Origin of the sequence: Amycolatopsis kentuckyensis (assembly GCF_041679295.1) — a bacterium.
GTDB classification, from domain to species: Bacteria; Actinomycetota; Actinomycetes; order Mycobacteriales; family Pseudonocardiaceae; genus Amycolatopsis; species Amycolatopsis kentuckyensis_A.
The window spans coordinates 218,847-241,000 of sequence record NZ_JBGDMD010000012.1 but is presented as its reverse complement, the minus strand read 5'-3'; the positions used below and the strand labels follow the sequence as shown (position 1 = coordinate 241,000).

General features: G+C 70.8%; 26 protein-coding genes. 14 read left to right on the top strand and 12 right to left on the bottom strand.

Annotation, left to right across the window (positions count from 1 at the left end; genetic code table 11):
* The first annotated feature begins 117 nt into the window (after nucleotides 1-117).
* The gene (locus tag ACERZO_RS41340) at nucleotides 118-1,041 is read left to right on the top strand and encodes an ABC transporter substrate-binding protein (RefSeq protein ID WP_372671438.1); all 924 of its coding nucleotides are present in this window, start codon (nucleotides 118-120) and stop codon (nucleotides 1,039-1,041) included.
* Here ACERZO_RS41340 and ACERZO_RS41335 read toward each other — a convergent pair.
* Complete coding sequence (locus ACERZO_RS41335) at nucleotides 1,038-1,814, bottom strand: class I SAM-dependent methyltransferase (RefSeq protein ID WP_372671437.1); 777 nt, start codon at nucleotides 1,812-1,814, stop codon at nucleotides 1,038-1,040. The genes ACERZO_RS41340 and ACERZO_RS41335 overlap by 4 nt on opposite strands.
* Nucleotides 1,815-1,844: 30 nt before the next feature.
* Nucleotides 1,845-2,327, bottom strand: coding sequence for a MarR family transcriptional regulator (locus ACERZO_RS41330; protein ID WP_372671436.1), 483 nt, complete (start codon nucleotides 2,325-2,327; stop codon nucleotides 1,845-1,847).
* Nucleotides 2,328-2,377: 50 nt separating this feature from the next.
* Here ACERZO_RS41330 and ACERZO_RS41325 point away from each other — a divergent pair, with 50 nt between their 5' ends.
* A complete protein-coding gene (locus ACERZO_RS41325) occupies nucleotides 2,378-2,812 on the top strand; it encodes an SRPBCC family protein (RefSeq protein ID WP_372671435.1) in 435 nt (144 codons plus the stop codon).
* Between the two features lie 96 nt (nucleotides 2,813-2,908).
* Entirely contained in the window at nucleotides 2,909-3,916 is a 1,008-nt protein-coding gene (locus ACERZO_RS41320) for an NADP-dependent oxidoreductase (protein ID WP_372671434.1), read from the top strand.
* Here the strand turns inward: ACERZO_RS41320 and ACERZO_RS41315 are convergent.
* From ACERZO_RS41315 to ACERZO_RS41305, 3 genes are read right to left on the bottom strand one after another with little or no spacing between them, the layout of a single operon-like run.
* Nucleotides 3,913-4,536, bottom strand: coding sequence for a haloacid dehalogenase type II (locus ACERZO_RS41315; RefSeq protein WP_372671433.1), 624 nt, complete (start codon nucleotides 4,534-4,536; stop codon nucleotides 3,913-3,915). The two genes, ACERZO_RS41320 and ACERZO_RS41315, sit on opposite strands and share 4 nt — an antisense overlap.
* A 4-nt stretch (nucleotides 4,537-4,540) precedes the next feature.
* Complete coding sequence (locus ACERZO_RS41310; protein WP_372671432.1) at nucleotides 4,541-5,155, bottom strand: pyridoxamine 5'-phosphate oxidase family protein; 615 nt, start codon at nucleotides 5,153-5,155, stop codon at nucleotides 4,541-4,543.
* A gap of 9 nt (nucleotides 5,156-5,164) precedes the next feature.
* Nucleotides 5,165-5,776 carry a TetR/AcrR family transcriptional regulator gene (locus ACERZO_RS41305; RefSeq protein WP_372671431.1) on the bottom strand — a complete coding sequence of 204 codons (612 nt, stop codon included), beginning with the start codon at nucleotides 5,774-5,776 and terminating at the stop codon, nucleotides 5,165-5,167.
* Nucleotides 5,777-5,866: 90 nt separating this feature from the next.
* Here ACERZO_RS41305 and ACERZO_RS41300 point away from each other — a divergent pair, with 90 nt between their 5' ends.
* Entirely contained in the window at nucleotides 5,867-6,916 is a 1,050-nt protein-coding gene (locus ACERZO_RS41300) for an NAD(P)-dependent alcohol dehydrogenase (RefSeq protein ID WP_372671430.1), read from the top strand.
* Nucleotides 6,917-6,936: 20 nt separating this feature from the next.
* Here the strand turns inward: ACERZO_RS41300 and purU are convergent, their stop codons facing one another.
* From purU to ACERZO_RS41275, 5 genes are all read right to left on the bottom strand, one after another.
* Nucleotides 6,937-7,803, bottom strand: coding sequence for a formyltetrahydrofolate deformylase (purU, locus tag ACERZO_RS41295; protein WP_372671429.1), 867 nt, complete (start codon nucleotides 7,801-7,803; stop codon nucleotides 6,937-6,939).
* A gap of 23 nt (nucleotides 7,804-7,826) precedes the next feature.
* The gene (locus tag ACERZO_RS41290; RefSeq protein ID WP_372671428.1) at nucleotides 7,827-8,276 is read right to left on the bottom strand and encodes a maleylpyruvate isomerase N-terminal domain-containing protein; all 450 of its coding nucleotides are present in this window, start codon (nucleotides 8,274-8,276) and stop codon (nucleotides 7,827-7,829) included.
* Nucleotides 8,173-8,874, bottom strand: coding sequence for a DedA family protein (locus tag ACERZO_RS41285; protein WP_372671427.1), 702 nt, complete (start codon nucleotides 8,872-8,874; stop codon nucleotides 8,173-8,175). The genes ACERZO_RS41290 and ACERZO_RS41285 overlap by 104 nt, the downstream gene beginning before the upstream one ends.
* Before the next feature lie 111 nt (nucleotides 8,875-8,985).
* Nucleotides 8,986-9,789 (bottom strand): class I SAM-dependent methyltransferase, encoded by an 804-nt coding sequence (locus ACERZO_RS41280; RefSeq protein ID WP_372671426.1) that lies wholly within the window; start codon nucleotides 9,787-9,789, stop codon nucleotides 8,986-8,988.
* Nucleotides 9,768-10,274, bottom strand: coding sequence for a DUF2505 domain-containing protein (locus ACERZO_RS41275; protein ID WP_372671425.1), 507 nt, complete (start codon nucleotides 10,272-10,274; stop codon nucleotides 9,768-9,770). The genes ACERZO_RS41280 and ACERZO_RS41275 overlap by 22 nt, the downstream gene beginning before the upstream one ends.
* A 24-nt stretch (nucleotides 10,275-10,298) precedes the next feature.
* Between ACERZO_RS41275 and ACERZO_RS41270 the strand changes: the two genes are divergently transcribed.
* The 7 genes from ACERZO_RS41270 (at nucleotide 10,299) to ACERZO_RS41240 (ending at nucleotide 17,598) form a co-directional block, all read left to right on the top strand.
* Complete coding sequence (locus ACERZO_RS41270; protein WP_372671424.1) at nucleotides 10,299-11,354, top strand: UDP-N-acetylmuramate dehydrogenase; 1,056 nt, start codon at nucleotides 10,299-10,301, stop codon at nucleotides 11,352-11,354.
* Nucleotides 11,355-11,513: 159 nt separating this feature from the next.
* Entirely contained in the window at nucleotides 11,514-12,689 is a 1,176-nt protein-coding gene (locus tag ACERZO_RS41265; RefSeq protein ID WP_372671423.1) for a L,D-transpeptidase, read from the top strand.
* 3 nt (nucleotides 12,690-12,692) lie between these two features.
* Entirely contained in the window at nucleotides 12,693-13,508 is an 816-nt protein-coding gene (locus ACERZO_RS41260; RefSeq protein WP_372671422.1) for an alpha/beta fold hydrolase, read from the top strand.
* A complete protein-coding gene (gene mshA / locus ACERZO_RS41255) occupies nucleotides 13,502-14,836 on the top strand; it encodes a D-inositol-3-phosphate glycosyltransferase (protein ID WP_372671421.1) in 1,335 nt (444 codons plus the stop codon). The genes ACERZO_RS41260 and mshA overlap by 7 nt, the downstream gene beginning before the upstream one ends.
* Nucleotides 14,833-15,336 (top strand): YbjN domain-containing protein, encoded by a 504-nt coding sequence (locus ACERZO_RS41250; protein WP_086684658.1) that lies wholly within the window; start codon nucleotides 14,833-14,835, stop codon nucleotides 15,334-15,336. Before mshA ends, ACERZO_RS41250 begins: the two co-directional genes overlap by 4 nt.
* Nucleotides 15,337-15,405: 69 nt before the next feature.
* Nucleotides 15,406-16,275, top strand: a complete 870-nt coding sequence (locus ACERZO_RS41245; protein WP_372671420.1) for a DUF4349 domain-containing protein — start codon at nucleotides 15,406-15,408, stop codon at nucleotides 16,273-16,275.
* 573 nt (nucleotides 16,276-16,848) lie between these two features.
* A complete protein-coding gene (locus ACERZO_RS41240; protein WP_372671419.1) occupies nucleotides 16,849-17,598 on the top strand; it encodes a phosphoglyceromutase in 750 nt (249 codons plus the stop codon).
* Nucleotides 17,599-17,604: 6 nt separating this feature from the next.
* Here the strand turns inward: ACERZO_RS41240 and ACERZO_RS41235 are convergent, their stop codons facing one another.
* Together ACERZO_RS41235 and ACERZO_RS41230 are read right to left on the bottom strand one after the other, a co-directional pair.
* Nucleotides 17,605-18,483: a hypothetical protein gene (locus ACERZO_RS41235; RefSeq protein WP_372671418.1), complete on the bottom strand. Its 879-nt coding sequence runs from the start codon at nucleotides 18,481-18,483 to the stop codon at nucleotides 17,605-17,607.
* On the bottom strand, nucleotides 18,480-19,118 hold the full coding sequence (locus ACERZO_RS41230; protein WP_372671417.1) for a DNA-binding response regulator: 639 nt from the start codon (nucleotides 19,116-19,118) through the stop codon (nucleotides 18,480-18,482). The genes ACERZO_RS41235 and ACERZO_RS41230 overlap by 4 nt, the downstream gene beginning before the upstream one ends.
* A 67-nt stretch (nucleotides 19,119-19,185) precedes the next feature.
* Here ACERZO_RS41230 and ACERZO_RS41225 point away from each other — a divergent pair, with 67 nt between their 5' ends.
* The 3 genes from ACERZO_RS41225 to ACERZO_RS41215 all read left to right on the top strand — a co-directional run bounded on the left by ACERZO_RS41225 (nucleotide 19,186) and on the right by ACERZO_RS41215 (nucleotide 22,131).
* On the top strand, nucleotides 19,186-20,058 hold the full coding sequence (locus ACERZO_RS41225; protein WP_372671416.1) for an oxidoreductase: 873 nt from the start codon (nucleotides 19,186-19,188) through the stop codon (nucleotides 20,056-20,058).
* Between the two features lie 145 nt (nucleotides 20,059-20,203).
* Nucleotides 20,204-21,445, top strand: coding sequence for a sensor histidine kinase (locus ACERZO_RS41220; protein WP_372671415.1), 1,242 nt, complete (start codon nucleotides 20,204-20,206; stop codon nucleotides 21,443-21,445).
* On the top strand, nucleotides 21,442-22,131 hold the full coding sequence (locus tag ACERZO_RS41215; protein ID WP_086680214.1) for a response regulator transcription factor: 690 nt from the start codon (nucleotides 21,442-21,444) through the stop codon (nucleotides 22,129-22,131). The genes ACERZO_RS41220 and ACERZO_RS41215 overlap by 4 nt, the downstream gene beginning before the upstream one ends.
* Nucleotides 22,132-22,154 lie beyond the last annotated feature (23 nt).

Sequence of the window (22,154 nt, the reverse complement as noted above, 5' to 3'; positions counted from 1 at the left end):
TGGGGACTCATTCCGTAGTCTGGGAATTCGAGTGCTTTTCTCCCAATATGTGGGCGCTTGTCGGTGGGCGGCGCTAGGGTCCTTTCGTCTGTTCGAGTGACGAAGGAGTGGGGATTCGTGCGCTGGTTCCGGAACGCGTCCGTGGTGGCGGTGGCCGTCGCGGCGACGCTCGGCTTGGCCGCCTGTGGTGGTGGCAGCGACAGCGGTGACAAGCCCGCCGCGCAGGGCAAGGGTGGGGCGCCGATCGTCGTCGCGTCCTTCAACTTCACCGACAGCCAGATCCTCGCCGAGATCTACGCCCAGGCCCTGGAGGCCAAGGGCTATCCGGTGACGCGCAAGCTGAACCTCGGTTCGCGGGAGCTGATCTACCCGTCGCTGAAGTCCGGCGAGCTGCAGTTCATCCCCGAGTACCAGGGCGCGGCGATCACGACCGGCTTCGGCAAGGAAGCGGGCAAGACCGCGCAGGAGGAGCACGAGCAGCTGGCCAAGCTGTTCGAGCCGAGCGGCGTCGGCCTGCTGAACTTCGCCGCGGCCGAAGACAAGAACACGTACATCATCAAGTCCGACCTGGCCAAGGAAAAGGGCATCGCGTCGATCAGCGACCTGAAGAAGCTGGACAAGGTCGTCATGGCGGGGCCGCCGGAGTGCGAGAAGCGGCTGCCGTGCTTCCTGGGCTTCAAGGACGTCTACAAGCTGACCAACGCGACCTTCCAGACGATCCAGGAGGCCGGTCCGCGGGTCGAGCAGCTGAAGTCGGGCGCGGTGACGGTGATCCCGGTCGACTCGGTCAGCCCGCTGACCGGCGACTCGAACTACACGGTGCTCAAGGACGACCTGAACATCGTGCCGACGGAGAACGTCGTGCCGGCGGTGAACAAGAAGGTCCTCGACGAGCGCGGCGCCGACTTCGCGAACGCGGTGAACGCCGTGAGCGCGAAGCTGACGACGGACGTGATGCGGGACCTGAACAAGCGCGTCGACTCCGACGGCGAGAAGGCGGCCGACGTCGCGAAGGACTGGCTGGCGCAGGCCGGTCTCTAAGCGGTCCCGCGCACGACCCAGGCGCTCGCCGAAAGCGGGATCGAGCCGTCCGGGTTCGTCGGCAGGCGGCTGCGCAGGAGTTCACGGATCTGGTTCCGGCGTGCCTCGGGCAGGGTGGCGAGGTACGCCGGGGCCGGGCCTTGCGCGCCGAGGAACGGCTGCCAGTAGTCGTCGAAGTCCTTGAACACCGTCGGGATCTTGATCTCGCCGACGGTCACCTTCGCGAAGCCCGCTTCGGTCCACAACCGGCCGAAGGGTTCCGGGCGGCACAACGGGAACTGGCGGCCTTCGTGCCGGTCCGCGATTCCCGGGTCCAGCTCGGTTGCGGTGTCCCAGAAGAGGCGGATCAGCTCCATCCCCTCCGCGAGGTCCCACAGGTAGGCCGCTGCGAGTCCGCCCGGGACGGTCACCCGGGCGATCTCCGCCGCCGCGGCGGCCGGGTCCGGGACGAAGTTCAGCACCAGTCCCGACACCACCACGTCGAAGCGGTCGTCGGGGAACGGCAGCTCGCGCGCGTCGGCCACCTCGAACGACGCACGCGGGTCCGTCACCGACTCGCGGGCCGTCTTCAGGAAGCCTTCCGAGGGGTCGACGCCGGCCACCTCCGCCGGGTCGGCCGCCGTCAGGACCGCCGACGTCAGCGCGCCCGTGCCGCAGCCGACGTCGAGCCAGCGCCGGCTCGCCGGGACGTCGAGCTGCCGGACGAACGTCGCCGCGATCCGGCGGCTCCACCGGCCGATGTAGGCCTCGTACGCGTCGCCTGACTGCCACATGCGATGCAGTACAGCACAGAAAACCGCTGGTCAGCCGTTAGCGAGATCACCCGTCGCGGTGTTGCCCGCTGACGTCGCCCGCCGCAGGAACCCGGCGATCAACGCCAGTTCTTCCTCGCTGTAGTCCGCGCAGAGCTCGTCCATCGCGGTGTTCATGCCCGCGTAGAGGCGGAACAGCTCGCCGTTGCGGCCGCGGACCGCGCGGACCGCCACCGCGCGCCGGTCCGCCGCCTCCGGGTCCCGCTCGCGGACGATCCAGCCGCCCTTCTGCAGGCGGTCGAGGATGCCGGTCATCGTCGCCGGGTGCAGCCCCGCCCGGCGGGCCAGCGCGCTCGGGCTCAGCGGGCCGTGGCGGGCGATCAGCTCGAGGCAGTCCAGGTCGACGTCCTTGAGTGCCAAGCGGGCGCTGACCTGGTGGTTCAGCAGGGAAAGCTGGTTGCGCAGCTCGCGCAGCGACTCCTTGACCTCGACCGTCGACCGGCGCCGTCGGGTGGCGTCCGGGGTGGCGGTCATGGCGGTCAGCCTACTGTGGTCACGATCGGTACCCCGGGTAAAGGAGTGAAATGGGAAAGGTCACGGCCACCGCGGAGCGCACCATCGACGCCCCGGCGGACAAGGTGCGCGCACTCGTCGCCGACTACGCCGAAACGCGCCCGAAGCTGCTCACCGAGCACTACCGCGACTACCAGGTGACCGAGGGCGGCGTCGGCGCCGGGACCAAGGCGAGCTGGAAGCTGCAGGCGACGTCCAAGCGCGTGCGGGACGTGGCCGCGACCGTCACCGAGCCGAAGCCGGGGACGCTCGTCGAGACCGACGCGAACTCCAGCATGGTCACCACCTGGACGGTCACCGAAGCGGGTGAGCGCAGTGTCGTGAAGATCGAGACTTCGTGGGACGGTGCCGGGGGTATCGGCGGCTTCTTCGAGAAGACGTTCGCGCCCGGTGGCCTCAAGAAGATCTACGACGGCGTGCTCGGGAAGCTCGCCGAGATCGTGTGACGGCTCACAGACGGAATGTGCGCCCCGCTTAACAGGTTGCACCGGGAGGAATCCGGGGCGCCTGCCCCGCTTCGACAGAGTTGAGGAGTTTCGACGGTGACCGCAGCGACCGAAATCAGGCTGGCCTCCCGCCCGCACGGCGTCCCGACGCACGACAACTTCGAGATCGTGGACACCGAGATCCCCACCGCGGGCGAGGGGCAGATCCTGGTGCGCAACCTGATCATGAGCGTCGACCCGGCCATGCGCGGCCGCATGCGGGACGTGAAGTCCTACGCGCCGCCGTTCGAGGTCGGCGAGGTCATGTCCGGCGGGGCGGTCGGCGAGGTCGTCGAGTCCCATGTGGACGGTGTGCAGCCGGGTGACCACGTGCTGCACCAGGCCGGGTGGCGCACCCACGCCGTGCTCGACGACAAGCGGTTCGTCAAGGTGGACGCGTCCGCCGCGCCGCTGTCGACCTACCTCGGCGTGCTCGGCATGCCGGGCCTGACCGCGTACGCGGGCCTGCTGGAGTCGGCGGAGTTCAAGCCGGGCGACACGGTGTTCGTCTCGGGCGCGGCCGGCGCGGTCGGCTCGCTCGTCGGGCAGCTCGCGAAGCTGAAGGGCGCCAAGCGCGTCATCGGCTCGGCGGGTTCGCCGGAGAAGGTGCGGCACCTCATCGACGACCTCGGCTTCGACGCCGCCTTCAACTACAAGGACGGCCCGGTCGCGGAGCAGCTCCACAAGGCGGCGCCGGAGGGCATCGACGTCTACTTCGACAACGTCGGCGGCGAGCACCTCGAAGCGGCGATCGACGCGATCAACCTGCACGGCCGGATCGCCGTCTGCGGCATGATCTCGCAGTACAACGCCACCGAGGCGACGCCGGCGCCGCGCAACCTGTCGCAGATCATCGCCAAGCGGTTCACCATGCGCGGCCTCCTGGTGCTCGACCACTGGGGCCTGCAGCAGCAGTTCGTCACCGAGGTCGCGCCGCTGGTGAACTCGGGTCAGATCAAGTACTCGGAGACGTTCGTCGACGGCATCCGCAACGCGCCGGACGCTTTCCTCGGCCTGCTGTCGGGGGCCAACACCGGCAAGATGCTGGTCCGCATCGCCGACTAGAGCAATCCGGCCAGCTCCGGCAGGGTCGACGCGGTGTACGTGGGCGCGGGCGAGCCGGGCAGCGGGTGGACGCCGGGACGGGTGAGCAACGCCGTCTCGAGCCCCGCGGCCTGGGCGCCCGCGATGTCCCAGCCGTGCGCCGCGACCATCACGGCCCGTTCGCCGGGGTAGGCGGCGAGGACCTGGTGGTACGGCTCGGGCGCGGGCTTGAGCCGGCCGACCTGCTCGGCCGAGAAGATCCGGTCGAGCAGCGGCGCCAGCCCGGCGTTCTGCAGCTGCGCCTCGGCGGTGGCGAGCGGCGAGTTCGTCAGGGCGACGAGGGTGTGGCCGTTCTCGCGCAGCTTCGCCAGGCCGGGTTCGACGTCCGGGTGAGCGGGCATCGACCGCAGGCCGGCGGCGACCTCGGCGAGATCGATGTGCTGACCGTGCCGCGCGCCGACCTCGACGGCGGCCGCGCCCGCGATGCCGGCGAAGTCCTGATAGCCACCGGTGGCCGTGACGGTCAGGACGGTGTGGATGGCGAGGCCGAACCACTCGCGCCGCAGCTCGGGGCCGCCGACCACGGCGTCCATCGCGGCGAGGTCGAGCAGGGTCTCGTTGACGTCGAAGACGCACAGCATGGGTTCAGTATTGCTGGCTCAGCGCCCGTTCGTTGAGGTCCGCGTCCAGCTCGGCCGCCGAAGTCGTCAGCGCCAGCTGGTCGTGCAGGATCGTGCCCAGCGTCGGGAGCGCCGCGCGGTCCGGCCACGTCGCCGGGTCCCACAGCGACGACCGCAGGAACGCCTTCGCGCAGTGCATGTACAGCTCTTCGACCTCGACGACCACCGCGAGCCTCGGGCGCTTGCCCCGCACCACCAGCGAGTCGAAGAACGGCGCGTCCGATACCAGCTTCGCGCGGCCGTTCACCCGCAGCGTCTCGTTCATGCCCGGCACCACGAACAGCAGGCCGGCGTGCGGGTTGTCGATGATGTTGCGGAAGCTGTCGACCAGCTTGTTGCCCGGGCGGTCGGCGAGCACCAGCGTCTTCTCGTCGAGCACCAGCACCGAGCCCGCCGGGTCGCCGCGCGGGGAGACGTCGCAGCTGCCGTCCGGCGCCGCCGTCGCCAGCAGCACGAACGGCGAATGCGCGATCAGCGTGCGCGCGTGCTCGTCGATGTGGCCGATGATCTTCCGGCGCGTCCGCTCGGACGTCTCGCCGACGATCGAGCGCAGTGCTTCGTGCGTGTCGATGATCCCCATGCGTCCAAGCTAGCGCCCGCCACCGACAGTCCGGCCCGCGATCGCGACCCGCGCGGCCTCCGACGACTTCTTCACCACCAGATCGACCGAGTACCCGTGCTTCACGAACACGCCGTCGAGCTGGAACGTGCCGTAGCCGTGGGCCTGGGTGAACAGCTGCTCCATCAGCTCCAGTGCCGTCGCCGGGTCCGGGGCGACCACCAGGCAGCGCAGGAGGAACTCGTCCGTGAGCAGCCGGGTCTGCTCGTGCAGCCCCACGTGCTCCGGGCCGTGCAATCCCTCGGCGTAGAGGATGTTCATCCCCGCCCGGCGCTCGATCAGATAACGCGTGTACGCGCCGGCCGCCGCGGCCAGGGCGTCCACCGGATCCGGGTGCTCGCCGGCCGCCGCGGCGACGCGCTCGGCCAGCTGGCACGCGATGTTCGCCGCGACCTCGGCCAGCAAGCTCTCCCGCGTGGGGAAGTGCCGGTAAGGCGCCCCGGGGCTGACCTTCGCCCGCCGCGCGACCTCGGCGACCGAGAAGCCGGCCAACCCCTGCTCCGCGATCAGGTCCAGGGATACGCGCACGAGCTCGCCGCGGAGGTCGCCGTGGTGGTACTTGCCGCCCATGACCTGGATCACATCTCTCGTTCGAAATATGTAAGAGGGCTCTTACGTAGACCATGTAAGAGGCCTCTTACGAGGCAACGGTACTTGAAGTTGGAGGGTTCCATGAGCACCACCACGCACGCCATCGCCGCTCCGGCGCCCGGCGCGCCGCTGGCGCCGACCACGATCGAGCGCCGTGACCTGCGTCCGGACGACGTGCTGATCGACATCGCCTACGCCGGCATCTGCCACAGCGACATCCACCAGGCCAAGGAGGACTGGGGCCAGGCGATCTTCCCGATGGTCCCGGGCCACGAGATCGCCGGCGTCGTCGCCGCGGTCGGGTCGGACGTCACGAAGTACCGGGTCGGCGACCGCGTCGGCGTCGGCTGCATGGTCGACTCCTGCGGCGAGTGCGAGTACTGCCTGGCCGGCACCGAGCAGTTCTGCGTCAAGGGCAACGTCCAGACGTACAACGGCGTCGGCTTCGACGGCGAGAACACCTACGGCGGCTACAGCAACCAGATCGTCGTGAAGGACGCCTTCGTCTGCCGCATCCCGGAGGGCATCGACCTCGACGTCGCCGCCCCGCTGCTCTGCGCGGGCATCACCACCTACTCGCCGCTGCACCACTGGGGCGCCGGCCCCGGCAAGAAGGTCGCCGTGATCGGCCTCGGCGGGCTCGGCCACATGGCCGTCAAGATCGCCGCCGCCATGGGCGCCGAGGTGACCGTGCTGAGCCAGAGCCTCAAGAAGCAGGAGGACGGGCTCAAGCTGGGCGCTTCGGCGTACTACGCCACGAGCGACGAGTCGACGTTCGACGTCCTGCGGGGCAAGTTCGACATCATCCTGAACACCGTGTCGGCCAAGCTGCCGGTGGATTCCTACCTCGGCCTGCTGCGGGTCGGCGGCGCGATGGTGAACGTCGGCGCGCCCGGCGAACCGCTGTCCTACAACGCCTTCTCGCTGCTGGGCGGCAACAAGGTGCTGGCCGGCTCGATGATCGGCGGCATCGCCGAGACCCAGGAGATGCTGGACTTCTGCGCGCAGCACGGCATCGGCGCGGAGATCGAGACGATCTCGGCCGACAAGGTCAACGAGGCCTACGAGCGCGTCGAGAACTCCGACGTCCGCTACCGGTTCGTCATCGACGCGTCGACCATCGGCGCGTGATCGAGGGCACGGCAACCGCGTCAGAACACGACGGTGCGGTTGCCGTGCACCAGCACCCGGTTCTCCAGGTGCCACCGGAGACCGCGGGCCAGCGTCACCTTCTCGATGTCGCGGCCCTTGCGGACCATGTCCTCGACCGAGTCGCCGTGGTCGACGCGGATGACGTCCTGGTCGATGATCGGGCCCGCGTCGAGGTCCGCCGTCACGTAGTGGCACGTCGCGCCGACCAGCTTCACCCCGCGCGTGTGGGCCTGGTGGTACGGCTTCGCGCCGATGAACGACGGCAGGAAGCTGTGGTGGATGTTGATCGCCCGGCCGGCCCACTCGCGGCACAGGTCGGCCGGGAGGATCTGCATGAACCGGGCCAGCACCACCGCGTGCGGGTCGTGCTCGTCGACCAGCTTGCGGACGTGCTCGAAGGCCTCCGCCTTGCCGTCGGCCGGGAACGGCACGTGGTGGAACGGGATCCCGTGCGCGCGGGTGATGTCCGCGAGGGACTCGTGGTTGCCGATCACCGCCGCGATGTCGACGTCCAGCTCACCGGACGCGACGCGGCCGAGCAGGTCGTACAGGCAGTGCCCGGCCTTGGACACCAGGACCACCGCGCGGCGCCGCTCGCCGGTGTCGCTGACCTGCCAGTTCGACTCCGCGGACAGGTCCGCGGCCACCTCGGCGAACCGGGCGCGCAGCTCCTCGGCGTCGAACGGCAGCGAGTCGGCCCGGACGACCTGGCGGGTGAAGAACCAGCCGGTGTCCGGGTCGGTGTGGTAGGCCGCTTCGACGATCCAGCCGCCGTGCTCGGCGAGGAACCCGGAGATCCGGGCGATGATGCCGGTGCGGTCGGGGCAGCCGAAGGTGATGACGTAGCGGCGTTCGGGAGCGGTCACGACGGCATTCTCCCCCGTGCCGGTCAGCCGGCCGGGAGCCGGTCCCCGCTGCCGCACCCGGCCGAACCCGGCAGTACGACGGCGCAAACCAGGTCATCGGCCCCCCGGGCGAACTCGGGGGACAGGCGCGCCGGCCCGGGCCGGGCGAGGGCGGATTCGGCGTCGAGGCGGTGGATCGCCGTGGCGTGGGCCAATCGGCCGGTCCACGGCGATCCGGGGTCTCGCACCAGGGCTTCCCGCAGGGCGAGGCGCTGCCCATCCCACCAACCGAGCACGTCTACCCACTCCGGTGGCGGCGACGGTGCCACCGGCCGGTCCAGGACCAGGCCGATGGCGGCGCAGTGCACGGAAGCGACGTGCGTCACCAGGTCATGGACAGTCCACTTCGGACAGTTCGGCACCTTCGCCGCCGGACCCGCCTTCAGCGCCGCCCGTTTCAGAGCGTCCGCGTGGACGTCGATCGCTTCGAGCATGGGCCGACCGTAGCCGCCGCCCGGTCTCGATGGCGAACACCAAGCCCAGGCCGAGGCTGAACGACAGCAGCAGGCCCTTCACCGGCTCGTCGGCGAAGGCGGCGCCGCCCGCCAGGCCGATCAGCACGCTGTACACCGCCCAGATCGCCGCGCCCGCCAGGTCGAGCGGGACGAACCGGCGCAGCGGGTAGCCGAGGCTGCCGGTCGCGAGCGCGCTGGCGACGCGGCCGCCGGGCAGGTACCGCGCGGCGACGATCAGCAGCCCGCCGTTGCGCCGCACCTGGTCGCGGGCCCATTCGTAGCGCCGGTGCCCGTCGGCCCCGCGCTGCAGCCGCGCGATCGCCCGCGGCCCGGCGACGCGGCCGAGGGCGTACCCGAGGCAGTCACCGGCCCACGCGCCGGTCGCGGCGACGGCGGCGAGCAGCGTCAGGTCCGCGAGGTCGGGCCCGAGCAGCACCGCGACGGTGACGACGGTCGTCTCGCTGGGCATGAACGGCAGCAGCGCGTCCAGCCCGGACACGGCGAAGACGAGCACCCACAGCCACGGCGAGCCGAGCGCGCCGCGCAGCAGCTCGGTGACGTGCCCCAGGAGTTCCACGACTCAATGGTGATCACCGCAGGTCACTTCGGGGTGACGCAGCGGGGGTGGACCGGTGAACAGGTGTCTTGAATGAGTCATTCAGGACCTCCGAAGACCTGAATGAGTCATTCAAGACGCTGGAGCGACCGCGGACCAGGGGGTCGTCAGCTCGCCCGGCCGGACGCGTGACGGTGGCCCGAGCACCGGCCAGCCGCGCCCCACCAGCAACCGGACCGTCTCCAGCCAGCGGGACCGGACGCCGAACGCCTGGTGCGGTGCCGCCGTCGCCCAGCAGGTGTCGAGTGCGGACAGGAAGGCGTGGACCCGCTCACCCGGGACGTTCCGGTGGATCAGCGCCTTCGGCAGCCGCTCGGCGATCGTCGACGGGCGGTCCAGCCCCGCCAGCCGCATCGACAGCGTCAGGGACATCGGGCCGGCCGAGGACACCAGCACCCACGTCGACAGCCGGCCGATCTCGTCGCACGTGCCCTCGACCAGCAGGCCGCCCGGGGCCATCGAGTCCAGCACCAGCGCCCACGCGCCCGGGACCTCGTCCTCCGCGTACTGGCGCAGCACGTTGAACGCCCGCACCAGCACCGGCCGCGTCCCGGCCAGCTCGAACCCGCCGCGGCGGAAGTCCAGGAAGGGCGGCGACGCGGCGGGCAACGCGGCCGCGACCCGCACCGGATCCAGCTCCAGACCCAGCACCCGGACGTCCGGCCGGACCCGGCGCAGCCATCGCGCGAGCTCGACCGTCGTGACCGGGGAAGCGCCGTACCCCAGGTCGACGACCAACGGCGAGGAAGCCGCGCGCAGCAGCCGGGTCGTCGCGGGGGAGTACGTGATCCACCGGTCGACCCGGCGGAGGCGGTTCGGGTTGGTCGTGCCGCGGGTCGGCGCGCCGACCGGACTCAGGCGGCCTCGGTGAGCCACTTCGCCGTGAATTCGGCTTCGCGCTCCAGCAGCTTCGTGACCTGCTCGGCGATCACGCTCTCCAGCTTCCCGCCGAACAGCGGGATCCGGACCGTCACCTCGCCGCTGATCCGCAGCACCGTCTTGTCGCCGTTGGCCAGCAGCGCCGTCCGCGCGCTGATCTCGCCGGGGACGCCGCCGACCTCGACGGTCGCGTTGCCCTGGCGGCCGGTGCCGTCGTTGCTCACGCGCCACGTCTGCGTGCGGGTCACCAGCAGGTCGCCCTTGTGCAGCGTCCGCACCGCCGAGGGCAGCTTGTCCGCGCTGATCCCCTGCCGCAGCTCGTAGCGCAGGTCCGTGCCGGACTCCTCGTACGACAGCAGGGCCGCGTCGTGCCCGCCGAGCTGCTCGAGCCGCGCGCGCAGGGCGGCTTCGCCCGCGACGGCCGCGTACGTCGCGGGGACGTCGGCGGCGAACTCAGCGCGGTGCTCGATCCGGGATCCCATGAGCCGGACAGTACCGTCAGACGCGTGAACACCGCCCGTACTCCCGCCCTCCCGAAGCTCTCGGCGTACACGACGCTGCGCCTCGGTGGCCCCGCCCGCCGGTTCGTCAGCGCCGTGACCAGCGAAGACCTCGTCGCGGCGGTTCGCGAGGCCGACGCGGCGGGCGAGCCGGTGCTGCTGCTCGGCGGCGGCTCCAACCTGGTGGTGGCGGACGCGGGCTTCGACGGCACGCTCGTCGAGGTGGCGAACACCGGCTGGCGCCGCGACGGAGACGTCGTGGAGGTCGAGGCCGGCCAGAACTGGGACGGCTTCGTCGCCGGCCTGGTCGAAGCGGGCCTGGGCGGGCTCGAATGCCTCTCCGGCATCCCGGGCAGCGTCGGCGCGACGCCGATCCAGAACGTAGGCGCGTACGGCTGCGAAGTCGCGGAGTCCATCGTCTCGCTGGAGCTGTACGACCGCCGGACGCGCGAAGTGCGCACACTCAAGGCCGACGAGCTCGGCTTCGCCTACCGCACCAGCGTCCTGAAGGGCACCGACACCGGTGTCGTCCTCTCGGTCCGCTTCGAGATCCGCGAAGACGGCCTCTCCGCGCCCATCCGCTACGCCGAGCTGGCGCGCACGCTCGGCGTCGAGATCGGCGCCCGCGTCCCGGCGGCCGAAGCGCGCGAAGCCGTGCTGAAGCTGCGTCGCGGCAAAGGCATGGTGCTCGACCCGGACGACCACGACACGTGGAGCGCGGGCTCCTTCTTCACCAACCCGATCGTCCCGTCGGCCGAGGCGGACGCCGTGCTCCAGAGGATCGCCGACAGCGTCGGGACCGACGCGCCGCAGTACCCGGCCGACGGCGGCGTCAAGCTGTCCGCGGCCTGGCTGATCGAGCGCGCCGGCTTCGCCAAGGGGTACCCCGGGCCGGGGAACCGCGTCTCGCTGTCGACGAAGCACACCCTCGCCCTCACCAACCGCGGCGACGCGACGACGGACGACCTGCTGGCCCTGGCCCGCGAAGTCCGCGACGGCGTGTACGAGCGCTTCGGCGTCCGGTTGCACCCTGAACCTTTGCTGATCAACTGCGTGATTTGAGCCGAACCGGGCAACCTGGACGTGTATGGGACGTCTTTGTCGACAAACGCGTAGCCACCTGATCGGATGGTCTTTACCTTTCGGCAGGTAACGTCGGGCGGGCCACCAGCGCTAAGGGCTTGTGCCCGCTGGTCGGCGGGGGAAAACCAGGAGGTTTCGGTGATCGGACGGCGCACGGTCTTCAAGGCCGCACTGGCGGCGGGGGCCGCCCTGGTCGCCGCGGCGTGTTCGAGCACGAACGACGGCACGGCGTTCCCCACCGGCGCGGCGGGTGCCGACGGCGGTGGCGCGCAGCCCGTGGCGAAGATCACAGCCGAGCCGGCCGTCAACGCCAAGGACGCCTCGGTCCTCAAGCCGGTCACCGTCAAGGTCGCCGACGGCAAGCTCACCGAGTGCAAGGTCACCGCCGACGGCGGCAAGCCCGTCAAGGGCGACACCGCGCCGGACGGGCTCACCTGGACCAGCTCCGAGCCGCTCGGCTACGGCAAGACCTACACCTACGCGGCCAAGGCCACCGGCAGCGACGGCAAGCCGGTCGAGCTCACCGGCACGTTCACCACGATCAGCCCGGCCAAGCAGATCCGCGCCACGCTCAACCCGGCGGACAACCAGCAGGTCGGCGTGGCCATGCCGATCAGCGTCAAGTTCGCGTCGCCGGTCAAGGACCGCGCGGCCGTCGAGAAGGCGCTGTCGGTGAAGACGGACAAGGACGTCGAGGGCGCTTGGGGCTGGCTGTCGGACAGCCAGGTCGACTACCGGCCGAAGGAGTACTGGCCGCAGAACATCACCGTGAGCGTCGAGGCGAAGCTCTACGGCGTCGAGCTCGGCGGCGGCGCGTACGGCAAGGCCGACGTCACCACGAAGTTCAAGATCGGCCGCAACCAGGTGGTCAAGGTCAACACCCCGGACCACCAGATGCGCGTCTTCCGGGGCGGGTCGCAGGTCAAGAGCTACCCGTGCGCGAACGGCCTGGACGCCGAGGTCGACCGCAACACCCCCAACGGCACCTACATCATCATGAGCAAGGAGCCGACGGCCGTCTTCGACAACGCCCGCTACGGCTACACGAACGTCAACAAGAAGTGGGCCTGCCGGTTCTCCAACCACGGCGAGTACATCCACGAGAACCAGGACAACGCGGCCAACATCGGGAAGAACAACAACTCCCACGGCTGCGTCAACCTCCTCGAGGCCGACGCCAAGGACTTCTTCGACTCCGCGCTGATCGGCGACCCGGTCGAGATCACCGGCTCCCAGCTGGGCGCGCCGATGGCCTCGGACGTCAAGGACTGGAACTACAGCTGGTCGGCCTGGAAGTCGCTGGGAGCGAAGTAGACCGTGCGCACCGAAGTCGTCGGGCACGGCGGGGTCCGGCTCGGCCTGCGGGTCGAGGGGGACGGGAACAGCAGGCCGATCGTGTTCGTGCACGGCTGGGCGCAGTCGGCCGGCTGCTGGGCCGCCCAGCTCGCCGACCCCGCGCTGACCGAGCGGTTCCGGCTGGTCGCGGTGGACCTGCGCGGCCACGGCGCCTCCGACGTCCCGGCGGCCGGCTACGACGACCCGGTGGCCTGGGCCGACGACCTCGCCGCGGTGCTCGACTTCGCCGGGCCGGACGCGATCGTCGTCGCCTGGTCGTACGGCGGCCTCGTGCTCACCGACCACATCCGCGTGCACGGCACCGCACGGCTGCGCGGGGTCGTGCTCGTCGGCGCCATCACCGAAATCGGCCGCGACCGGCCGGGCGGACGCGTCGGCCCGCTGATGCGCGAGCACATGCGCGCCATGCTTTCGGACGATCCGGACATCGCGGTCCCCGCGCTGACCGAGTTCAGCCGCGGGATGGTCGCGCGGCCGGTGCCGGGAGCGCAGGCTCAAGCCCTCCTCGGCGCTTCTTTGAGCGTGCCGCCCGCGGTCCGTTCGGCGCTGTTCCGCCGGGACGTCGGCAGCGAGGACGTGCTGGTCAGGCTGGACAAACCCACCCTGGTCGCGCACGGGACGGCCGACCGGGTGATCGAGCCGTCGGCGGCCGAGCACGCCCTCGGGAAGATTCCGGGCGCTGTCGGGCGTTGGTTCCTTGACGGGGGGCATGCGCCCTTCGCCGAGTCCGCGGACGAGTTCGACGCGGTACTGCGGCAGTTCGCCGAGGAATGCTGAAGCAACGCGGGAGACGTGACCAGGTGACCAGCTCCATCCGGGGGTTCGATGCTGCCCCTCGCCGGATCGCGGTGCTGTCGGTGCACACTTCGCCGCTGGAGCAGCCGGGCACCGGCGACGCCGGCGGGATGAACGTGTACATCAGCCAGACGGCGACCGAGATGGCCCGCCGCGGCGTCGAGGTCGAGGTGTTCACCCGCGCGACGGCGTCCGACCAGCCGCCGGTGGCCGAGCTGGCGCCGGGTGTCACGGTGCGGCACGTCCAGGCCGGCCCGTTCGAGCCGCTGGGCCGCGACGAGCTCCCCGCCCAGCTGTGCGCGTTCACCTCCGGGGTCCTGCGCACCGAGGCGTTCCACGAACCCGGGTACTACGACCTCATCCACTCGCACTACTGGCTCTCGGGCCAGGTCGGCTGGCTCGCCCGCGACCGCTGGTCGGTGCCGCTGGTGCACACCGCGCACACCCTGGCGAAGGTCAAGAACGCCGCGCTCGCCGACGGCGACAAGCCGGAGCCGCGGCTGCGGGTGATCGGCGAGGAGCAGGTAGTCGCCGAAGCCGACCGCCTGGTCGCCAACACCGCTGTCGAAGCGCGGCAGCTCATCGACCTCTACGACGCCGAGCCGGACGCGGTGCACGTCGTGCCGCCGGGCGTCGACCTCGACCGCTTCACGCCGGGTTCGAAGGCGGCTTCGCGGGCTTCTCTCGGCCTGGCCGACGACGACGTCGTGCTGGCCTTCGCCGGCCGGATCCAGCCGTTGAAGGCACCGGACGTCCTGCTGTACGCCGCCGCGGCCCTGCTGCGCCGCCGTCCCGAACTGGCCCCGCGGCTGGTCGTGCTGGTCGTCGGCGGGCCGTCGGGCACCGGGCTGGAGCAGCCGCAGGCCCTGCGCGAGCTGGCGGTTTCGCTGGGCATCGAGCGGCAGGTGCGGTTCCTGCCGCCGCAGCCCGGGGAAGCGCTCGCCCGCGTGTTCCGCGCCGCCGACGTCGTCGCGGTGCCCAGCTACAACGAGTCGTTCGGCCTGGTCGCGCTGGAGGCGCAGGCCTGCGGGACGCCGGTGGTCGCGGCCGAGGTCGGCGGCCTGCCGGTGGCGGTGCCGCACGGGGTGTCCGGCCTGCTGGTGCCCGGCCACGGCGCCGACGAGTGGGCGACCGCGCTGGCCGCCGTCGCCCTGCGCCCGGACCGGCGCGCCGAACTGGGCGCGAACGCCGTCGTGCACGCGCGGCGGTTCTCCTGGCGTCGTACGACGGACGCGCTGCTGGACATCTATGCTCAGGCGACGAGCGCGTTCCGGCACGCTCTGGACCTGCGTACGGAGGTGGCGGTGTGAGCCTGGACCAGCTGATCCAGTCTACTTTGGACTCGGCGGAGCTGAAGTACGACAAACGCGGTCCCGGCAAGTACTTCGTCACGCTGCCCGGCACGAAGAAGCTGCAGACCAACGCGTGGCTCGTCGACGGCGACCACGCGTTTTCGGTGGAGGCGTTCGTCTGCCGCCGTCCCGATGAGTCCCATGAGGACGTTTACCGGTTCCTGTTGCAGCGCAACGCGAAGCTCTACGGAGTTCACTACACAGTGGACAGTCTCGGCGACATCTACCTGGTCGGCCGGTTCGGCAAGGAGACGATGTCCGCCGACGAGCTGGACAAGGTGCTCGGCCAGGTCCTGGAAGCCGCCGACGGCGACTTCAACACGCTGCTGGAGATCGGCTTCGCGACGTCGATCAAGCGCGAGTGGGACTGGCGCGTCTCCCGCGGCGAGTCGCTGGCGAACCTGCAGGCGTTCAAGCACCTCGCGGAGCCACGCGAACCGGGCTTGACCGAGTCGTGACCCGGGCCGTGCAACGGCCCTGAACCGGACATCCGTCTCACCGCCAGTCGAACTGGAGGGAGACGCACGATGCGGACTCGATGGAGAGCGGCGCTTGCGGGCGCGGCGGCGGTTTTCGCACTGGCCGGCTGTTCGGCGGCGGAGAACGGGGCATCGTCCACGGCGGACAGTGCCGGTGGGGTGGCGAAGGTCCCGGCGGCGCCGCAGCAGGGGACCGGGGGCAAGGCCGATTCGAAGGTGGCGGCCCCGCAGCCGGGGGCGACCGACCGGAAGCTTTCGCGTAGTGCGCGGTTGGAGCTGACCGCGCCCAAGGTCGTCGACGTCGTGGCTCAGGCTCGGGGGATCGCGCAGGGGGCTGGGGGTTACACCGGGCAGGAGAGCACGGGGGAAGACTTGGCGACGTTGTCGCTGGCCGTGCCCGCGGAGCGGTTGGATCCGGTGTTGGACCAGCTGTCGCACTTGGGTTCTTCGCTGGTCAAGCGGGAGTTGAACACTCAGGATGTGACTGAGCAGGTTGTCGATGTCGAGGCTCGGTTGACCACTCAGCGGAAGTCCGTGGAGCGGATTCGGGCGCTGCTTTCGCAGGCTACTTCGGTGTCGGACATCACTTCTATCGAGAGTGAGCTGACCAGTCGTGAGTCGGCTCTGGAGTCGTTGGAGCAGCAGCGGAACTCGCTTGCCGGGAGTGTGGCGATGGCGACGGTTTCGATGAGCATCCGGAGTGTGGCCGCTCCGCCGCCGGCTCCCGCGGAGGACCGGAGTGGGTTCCTTGGTGGGCTGGCTGGTGGGTGGGATGCGTTCTTGACCTTCGGCGGCGGGTTGTTGACCGTGGTGGGGGCGATCGCGCCGTTCCTGCTGGTGATCGTGCCGCTCGCGTGGCTGGGCTGGCGGTTGAACCGGCGGCGCCGTCCGGTGAAGCCGGAGACCATTGAGGGGTGAGTTGGGTTTCCCCCGCTCCTCATCCCTCGATTGTTCAACACCGGAGACCCGGCCTCAAGGGCGCCTTCGGCGTCGCTTCGCGATGAGCTTCGCTCACCCTTGACCCCGGGTCTCCGGTGCTGACTGCGGCTGGGACGAGGGGCGGGGGTGAGCGGGGCAGGCGGGACGGCTCGAGGGAGGGGGGAGTCGCGATCTCGAGCCGCCCCGCTGAAGTTCCCGCCGATCAGGACCCGGTGACGAGGGGGGTGCCATCGGGGCCGGCGGGCCGCGGCTCGGCAGGGGGAGACGAGCCGCGGTCGAAGCCCGAAACCGGCCGGGGAGTGCGTGGAATCCGGCCGCTCGGGACGTAAGCAAACCTGTCAGATCTCGACCTGTAATCACAAGACTACCCACTAGTCCGTTCGAGTGAACTTCACTCGCCGCGATAACGGTGTGCAGTTTGAAGCGCGGATTTTGCGCGTTGTTGGCGCTCGGACTTGTCGAAGGGTGAGGTGTTACTTCGTAGTAACACACTCTGCGTAGGACGTGAGGTCACCAGTCGGCCGGCTGGTCCGTCATGGCAGGCTGAGACCCATGGCCGAGATTGGGACTTTGGTGCTGCTGCGGCACGGGCAGAGCACGTGGAACGCGGAAAACCTGTTCACCGGCTGGGTGGACGTGCCGCTGTCGGAGCAGGGCGAAGGCGAAGCCCGGCAGGGCGGGCAGCTGCTGGCCGACTCCGGGCTCCTGCCGGACGTCGTGCACACCTCGCTGCTGCGCCGCGCGATCTCCACCGCGAACATCGCGCTGGACGCCGCCGACCGGCACTGGATCCCCGTGAAGCGCGACTGGCGCCTCAACGAGCGCCACTACGGCGCGTTGCAGGGCAAGAACAAGAAGCAGACCCTCGACGAGTTCGGCGAGGAGCAGTTCATGCTCTGGCGCCGCTCGTACGACACCCCGCCGCCGCCGATCGACCCGAAGGACGAGTGGAGCCAGGCCGGCGACCCCCGCTACGCCGACCTCGGCGACGACGCGCCGCTCACCGAGTGCCTCAAGGACGTCGTCGAACGGCTGCTGCCCTACTGGGAGTCCGAGATCGTGCCGGACCTGCGCGCGGGCAAGACCGTGCTCGTCGCCGCGCACGGCAACTCGCTGCGCGCGCTCGTCAAGCACCTCGACGGGATCTCCGACGCCGACATCGCCGGCCTCAACATCCCGACCGGCATCCCGCTGCGCTACGACCTGACGGCCGACCTCAAGCCGGTCAAGGCCGGTGGCGAGTACCTCGACCCCGAGGCCGCCAAGGAAGCCGCCGCGGCGGTCGCCAACCAGGGTCGCTGACGCTTTTCAGGCGGCGCCGACCGTCCGGACCGCGGTCGCCTTCCACGTCGTGCCGACGCGGGTGAGGTCGAGTTCCGTGGTGAACGGGCGGTCGGCGCTGCCGGCCGGGCCGGTCACCTTCAGCGTCGTGAAGAACAGCACCGTCGCCGCGCCGCCGGTCAGCGTCGTGACGCCGGCCATCGGGTCCGGCCCGAGCGCCACCTTCGTGCCGCTCTTGCGGATCGCGTCGACGTACGTCGCCTTCTTCGCCCGGTAGTCGTCCCGCAACGGCCCGGCCGAGACCGCTTCGGCCCGCGCGTACGAGCCTTCCGGGTCGCCGCTGTCGGTCGTGAACAACGCGCCCGCGGCCGTGCGCGCGCCGGCCAGCGCCGAATCGCGCAGGCCGGCCAGGCTGCCGTCGTCCGGGTGCGGTGCGGGCGGCGGCGGCTGCGCCGGGTTCAGCGCGAGGTCCGAAAGCTGCCAGCGGCCGCCGGTCCGCACCGCGGTGAACGCGGCCGTGGCCAGCCCCTTCGTGGTGCCGCTGTCCTGCTGGAGCACGGCCAGTTCGCGGACCCGGTCGCCGGTGAACTCCAGCGCCGCCGCCTGCCGCACCCGCGTGATCAGGCGGACCGGCTGCGGGGTCTTCCTGATGGTGTCGAACAGCGTCGTGAGCTGGTCCTTCGCCGCCCCGGTGACGTTCGCCGCGACGGCCTGGTCGAACGCCGCCGGGTTCGCCGAGTCATAGCTGAACACCGCCTCGGCCGCCGTCTTCACCGCGTCGAGCGCGGCGGCCGTCCCGGGCGCGTTGACGAGCGCGAGGTTGCCGGTGAGGGGCGTGGCCGTGCCGGAGATCGCCGACGTGCACGCCGAGGTCGTCAGGACCAGCGCCAGGACCGCTCGTCTCACAGGAGCCCGGCCTCGCGCGCCCGGGCCCCGGCCTGGAACCGGGACGACGCGCCGAGGACCTCCATCAGCTCCGCCACCCGCCGCCGGTACGTCCGCAGGCCGACGCCGAGCGCGCGGGCCGCCGTCTCGTCCTTGCAGCCGGACGCCAGCTGCTCGAGGATCTCCCGCGCGCCCAGCTCGGTGAACCGCGCCTGGTACGACTCGAGGTCGGTGGCGCCCGCCCAGGCCGCCTCGAACAGCGACTGGATGCCCTGGACCAGCTCCGGGCTGCTGACGACGGTGTAGCTGCGGACCCCGCCGACGTGGTCGCCCGCGACGATCGCGATCCGGCGGTCCAGCAGGATCGTCTCGTTGACCTCGCGCTCGGTGATCCGGATGCGCGCGCCGTGCGTCGCCATGAACCGCAGGTGCTCGGCCAATGCCGGGTCGAACAGGACGCCGGGCAGGTACATCTTGCGCACCGATGTCGTGCGCACGGCCTGCTCGCGTTCCGGCGCGCTCGGGTGCGCCACCGACCAGGTGTGCAGGTCGCGGGCCGCGCACGAAATCTCGGTCGCGGTCGCGAACAGGTGCTGGGTGCGCTCGAACAGCTCGGCTTCGCCGCGCACGACGACGACGTCACTGACTCTCTCCACGCATTCCAGTGTGGCAGCAAGATGCCAAACGCGGAGGTCAACGGCGCTCCCTCGGAAAGCTGGAGCCATGACCACGAACACGACCCTCCCCGCCGCCGCGGCGGGCACCTGGCAGCTCGGCTCCTTCGAAGTCAACCGGCTCGGCTTCGGCGCGATGCGCCTGATGTCCACTTCGGACGGTGGTATCCGCGCCCGCGAAACGTCGCTGGCCGTGCTGCGCCGGGCTGTCGAACTCGGCGTCAACCACATCGACACCGCCGCGTTCTACTTCGCCGGCCCGCGCTCGGCGAACGAGCTGATCAACAGCGCGCTCTCGCCCTACGACAACCTGACGATCACGACCAAGGTCGGCCCCGGCCGCGACTACGAGGGCACCTTCTACACCGCCCGGCCGGAGCAGCTGCGCGCCCAGGTCGAGCAGAACCTGCGTGAGCTGGGTCTGGACCACCTCGACGTCGTCAACTACCGGATCGGCCAGGCGCTCGACCGCGGCGAAGGCTCGCTCGCCGACGGCTTCGGCGCCCTCGCCGAGCTGCGGGAACAGGGCTTGATCCGCGAGCTGGGCATCTCCAACATCGGGCCGGCGCACCTCACCGAGGCCCTCGCGATCGCGCCGGTCGTCTGCGTCCAGAACCAGTACGGCCTCACCGCGCGCCGCGAGGACGACGAGATCGTCAGGATGTGCGCCGAGCACGGCATCGCCTTCGTGCCCTTCTTCGCGGTCGCGAGCGGGACGGGCGAGGACGCGCGCGTCGCCGAGGTCGCCCGCCGGCACGACGCCACCCCGGCCCAGGTGCGGCTCGCGTGGACCCTCCACCAAGGACCGCATGTGCTCGCCATCCCGGGCACCGGCGACGTCGCGCACCTCGAGCAGAACGTCGCCGCGGCCGCCCTGGAGCTCACCGACGACGATCTGAAGACCCTCGACACCGCCGGGTGATTCACCCGGAATGTCTCGCCGCGGAATCGATCGGGTGAACGCGGGCTGAAGCACCGGCGAACATGTCCTCGCCAGGTGTCGCGGTGCTCACGACAAGGCGGACAACGCTAGGCCGAAGGGCCACTTCTCAGCTTACGATCGGCCTGTGACCACGCCTGTTTCACTCGCACTGGCCATCGGAGCACTGGTGGCCGGTGCGGTGGCCGGTTACCTCATCGCCCGGGCTCGTACCCGGCGCGAAGAGGCCCGGCCGCCGGGCCCGACCGTCGCGGAGCTCCTCGAACGGCTGGTCCGCTCGTCCCACAACGGCGTCGTCGTCCTCAACCGGTTCGGCGACATGGTGCTGCACAACCCGCGCGCCTACGAGCTCGGGCTGGTGAAGGTCAACCAGGCCGACCCGCGGGCCCGCAAGGCCGCCGAGCAGGTCGTCGAGACCGACGAACCGCTGGAAATCGATCTCTCGCCGCTCGAAGCGCGCGGCCGCCAGCCGGAGGCGGTGCTCGGCCAGGTCCGGCCGCTCGGCGACGGCTTCACCGTCGTCGAGGCCGTCGACCACTCCGAGGCCATCCGGCTGGAGGCCGTCCGCCGCGACTTCGTCGCCAACGTCAGCCACGAGCTCAAGACCCCGGTCGGCGCGATCGCGCTGCTCACCGAGGCCGTGCTCGACGCCGCCGAGGACGTCGAGGAGGTCCGCCGCTTCGGCGGCAAGATCCTCCGCGAGTCGACGCGCCTGGGCCAGCTCGTCACCGAGCTGATCGCGCTGTCCCGCCTGCAGGGCGCCGAGCGGCTGCCGGACCTCAACGTCGTCGAGGTCGACGCCGTCGTCCGCGAGGCGCTCGGCCGCACGACGCTCTCGGCCGAGTCGGCCGACATCCGGATCACCACCGACACCCCCAGCGGCCTGCTCATCGAGGGCGACCGCACGCTGCTGGTCACCGCGCTGTCGAACCTGCTGGAGAACGCCGTCGCGTACTCGCCGGCCGGCAGCCCGGTGTCGATCAGCAGGCGCCTGGCCGACGGGATGGTCGAGATCGCCGTCACCGACCGCGGCATCGGCATCGCCGAGGACGAGCAGCAGCGCGTGTTCGAGCGCTTCTACCGCGCCGACAAGGCCCGCTCGCGCGCCACCGGCGGCACCGGGCTCGGCCTGGCGATCGTCAAGCACGTCGCGGCCAACCACGGCGGCTCGGTCGGGCTGTGGAGCCGGCCGGGCACCGGCTCGACGTTCACCCTGCGCATCCCCGCGCACGTCCGCCCCGAGCCGGCCACGGAGCCGGCCAAGGGCGCCAAGACCTCGCCGGCACCTCGGCAGGAGAAGACCCCCGAGCGCACCCCGAGGCTCGTGGTTACCGGGCAGGACAGCCCAGATCATGGAGGAAACCTGTGACCAGGGTTCTCATCGTCGAGGACGAGGAGTCGTTCGCCGACCCCCTCGCCTTCCTGCTGCGCAAGGAAGGGTTCACCGCGGCCGTCGCCGGGACGGGCCAGGCCGCGCTGGAGGAGTTCGACCGCAACGGCGCCGACATCGTGCTGCTCGACCTGATGCTGCCCGGCATGAGCGGCACCGACGTCTGCAAGCAGCTGCGCCAGCGTTCGGCCGTGCCGGTGATCATGGTGACGGCGCGCGACAGCGAGATCGACAAGGTCGTCGGCCTGGAGCTGGGCGCGGACGACTACGTGACGAAGCCGTACTCGGCGCGTGAGCTGATCGCGCGGGTCCGCGCGGTCCTGCGCCGCGGCGGCGAGCCGGGCACTGACGGCGAGCTGGCCCCGCTGGTGCTGTCGGCGGGCCCGGTCCGGATGGACGTCGAGCGGCACGTCGTGACGGTGGACGGCGCCGAGGTGTCGCTGCCGCTCAAGGAGTTCGACCTGCTGGAGTACCTGCTGCGCAACGTCGGCCGGGTGCTGACACGCGGCCAGCTGATCGACCGGGTGTGGGGCGCGGACTACGTGGGCGACACGAAGACGCTCGACGTCCACGTGAAGCGGCTGCGCTCGAAGATCGAGCCGGACCCGGGCTCGCCGCGGCACCTGGTGACGGTTCGCGGCCTCGGCTACAAGTTCGAGACGTAAGTCCCTTTTGGGCGGTACCGCTC

Coding starts and splice junctions, on each gene's coding strand:
- ACERZO_RS41335 (WP_372671437.1), bottom strand. CDS start 1,814: ATGTGGCAGTCAGGCGACGCGTACGAGGCCTACATCGGCCGGTGGAGC.
- ACERZO_RS41330 (WP_372671436.1), bottom strand. CDS start 2,327: ATGACCGCCACCCCGGACGCCACCCGACGGCGCCGGTCGACGGTCGAG.
- ACERZO_RS41325 (WP_372671435.1), top strand. CDS start 2,378: ATGGGAAAGGTCACGGCCACCGCGGAGCGCACCATCGACGCCCCGGCG.
- ACERZO_RS41315 (WP_372671433.1), bottom strand. CDS start 4,536: ATGCTGTGCGTCTTCGACGTCAACGAGACCCTGCTCGACCTCGCCGCG.
- ACERZO_RS41310 (WP_372671432.1), bottom strand. CDS start 5,155: ATGGGGATCATCGACACGCACGAAGCACTGCGCTCGATCGTCGGCGAG.
- ACERZO_RS41300 (WP_372671430.1), top strand. CDS start 5,867: ATGAGCACCACCACGCACGCCATCGCCGCTCCGGCGCCCGGCGCGCCG.
- ACERZO_RS41290 (WP_372671428.1), bottom strand. CDS start 8,276: ATGCTCGAAGCGATCGACGTCCACGCGGACGCTCTGAAACGGGCGGCG.
- ACERZO_RS41275 (WP_372671425.1), bottom strand. CDS start 10,274: ATGGGATCCCGGATCGAGCACCGCGCTGAGTTCGCCGCCGACGTCCCC.
- mshA (WP_372671421.1), top strand. CDS start 13,502: ATGCTGAAGCAACGCGGGAGACGTGACCAGGTGACCAGCTCCATCCGG.
- ACERZO_RS41245 (WP_372671420.1), top strand. CDS start 15,406: ATGCGGACTCGATGGAGAGCGGCGCTTGCGGGCGCGGCGGCGGTTTTC.
- ACERZO_RS41240 (WP_372671419.1), top strand. CDS start 16,849: ATGGCCGAGATTGGGACTTTGGTGCTGCTGCGGCACGGGCAGAGCACG.
- ACERZO_RS41225 (WP_372671416.1), top strand. CDS start 19,186: ATGACCACGAACACGACCCTCCCCGCCGCCGCGGCGGGCACCTGGCAG.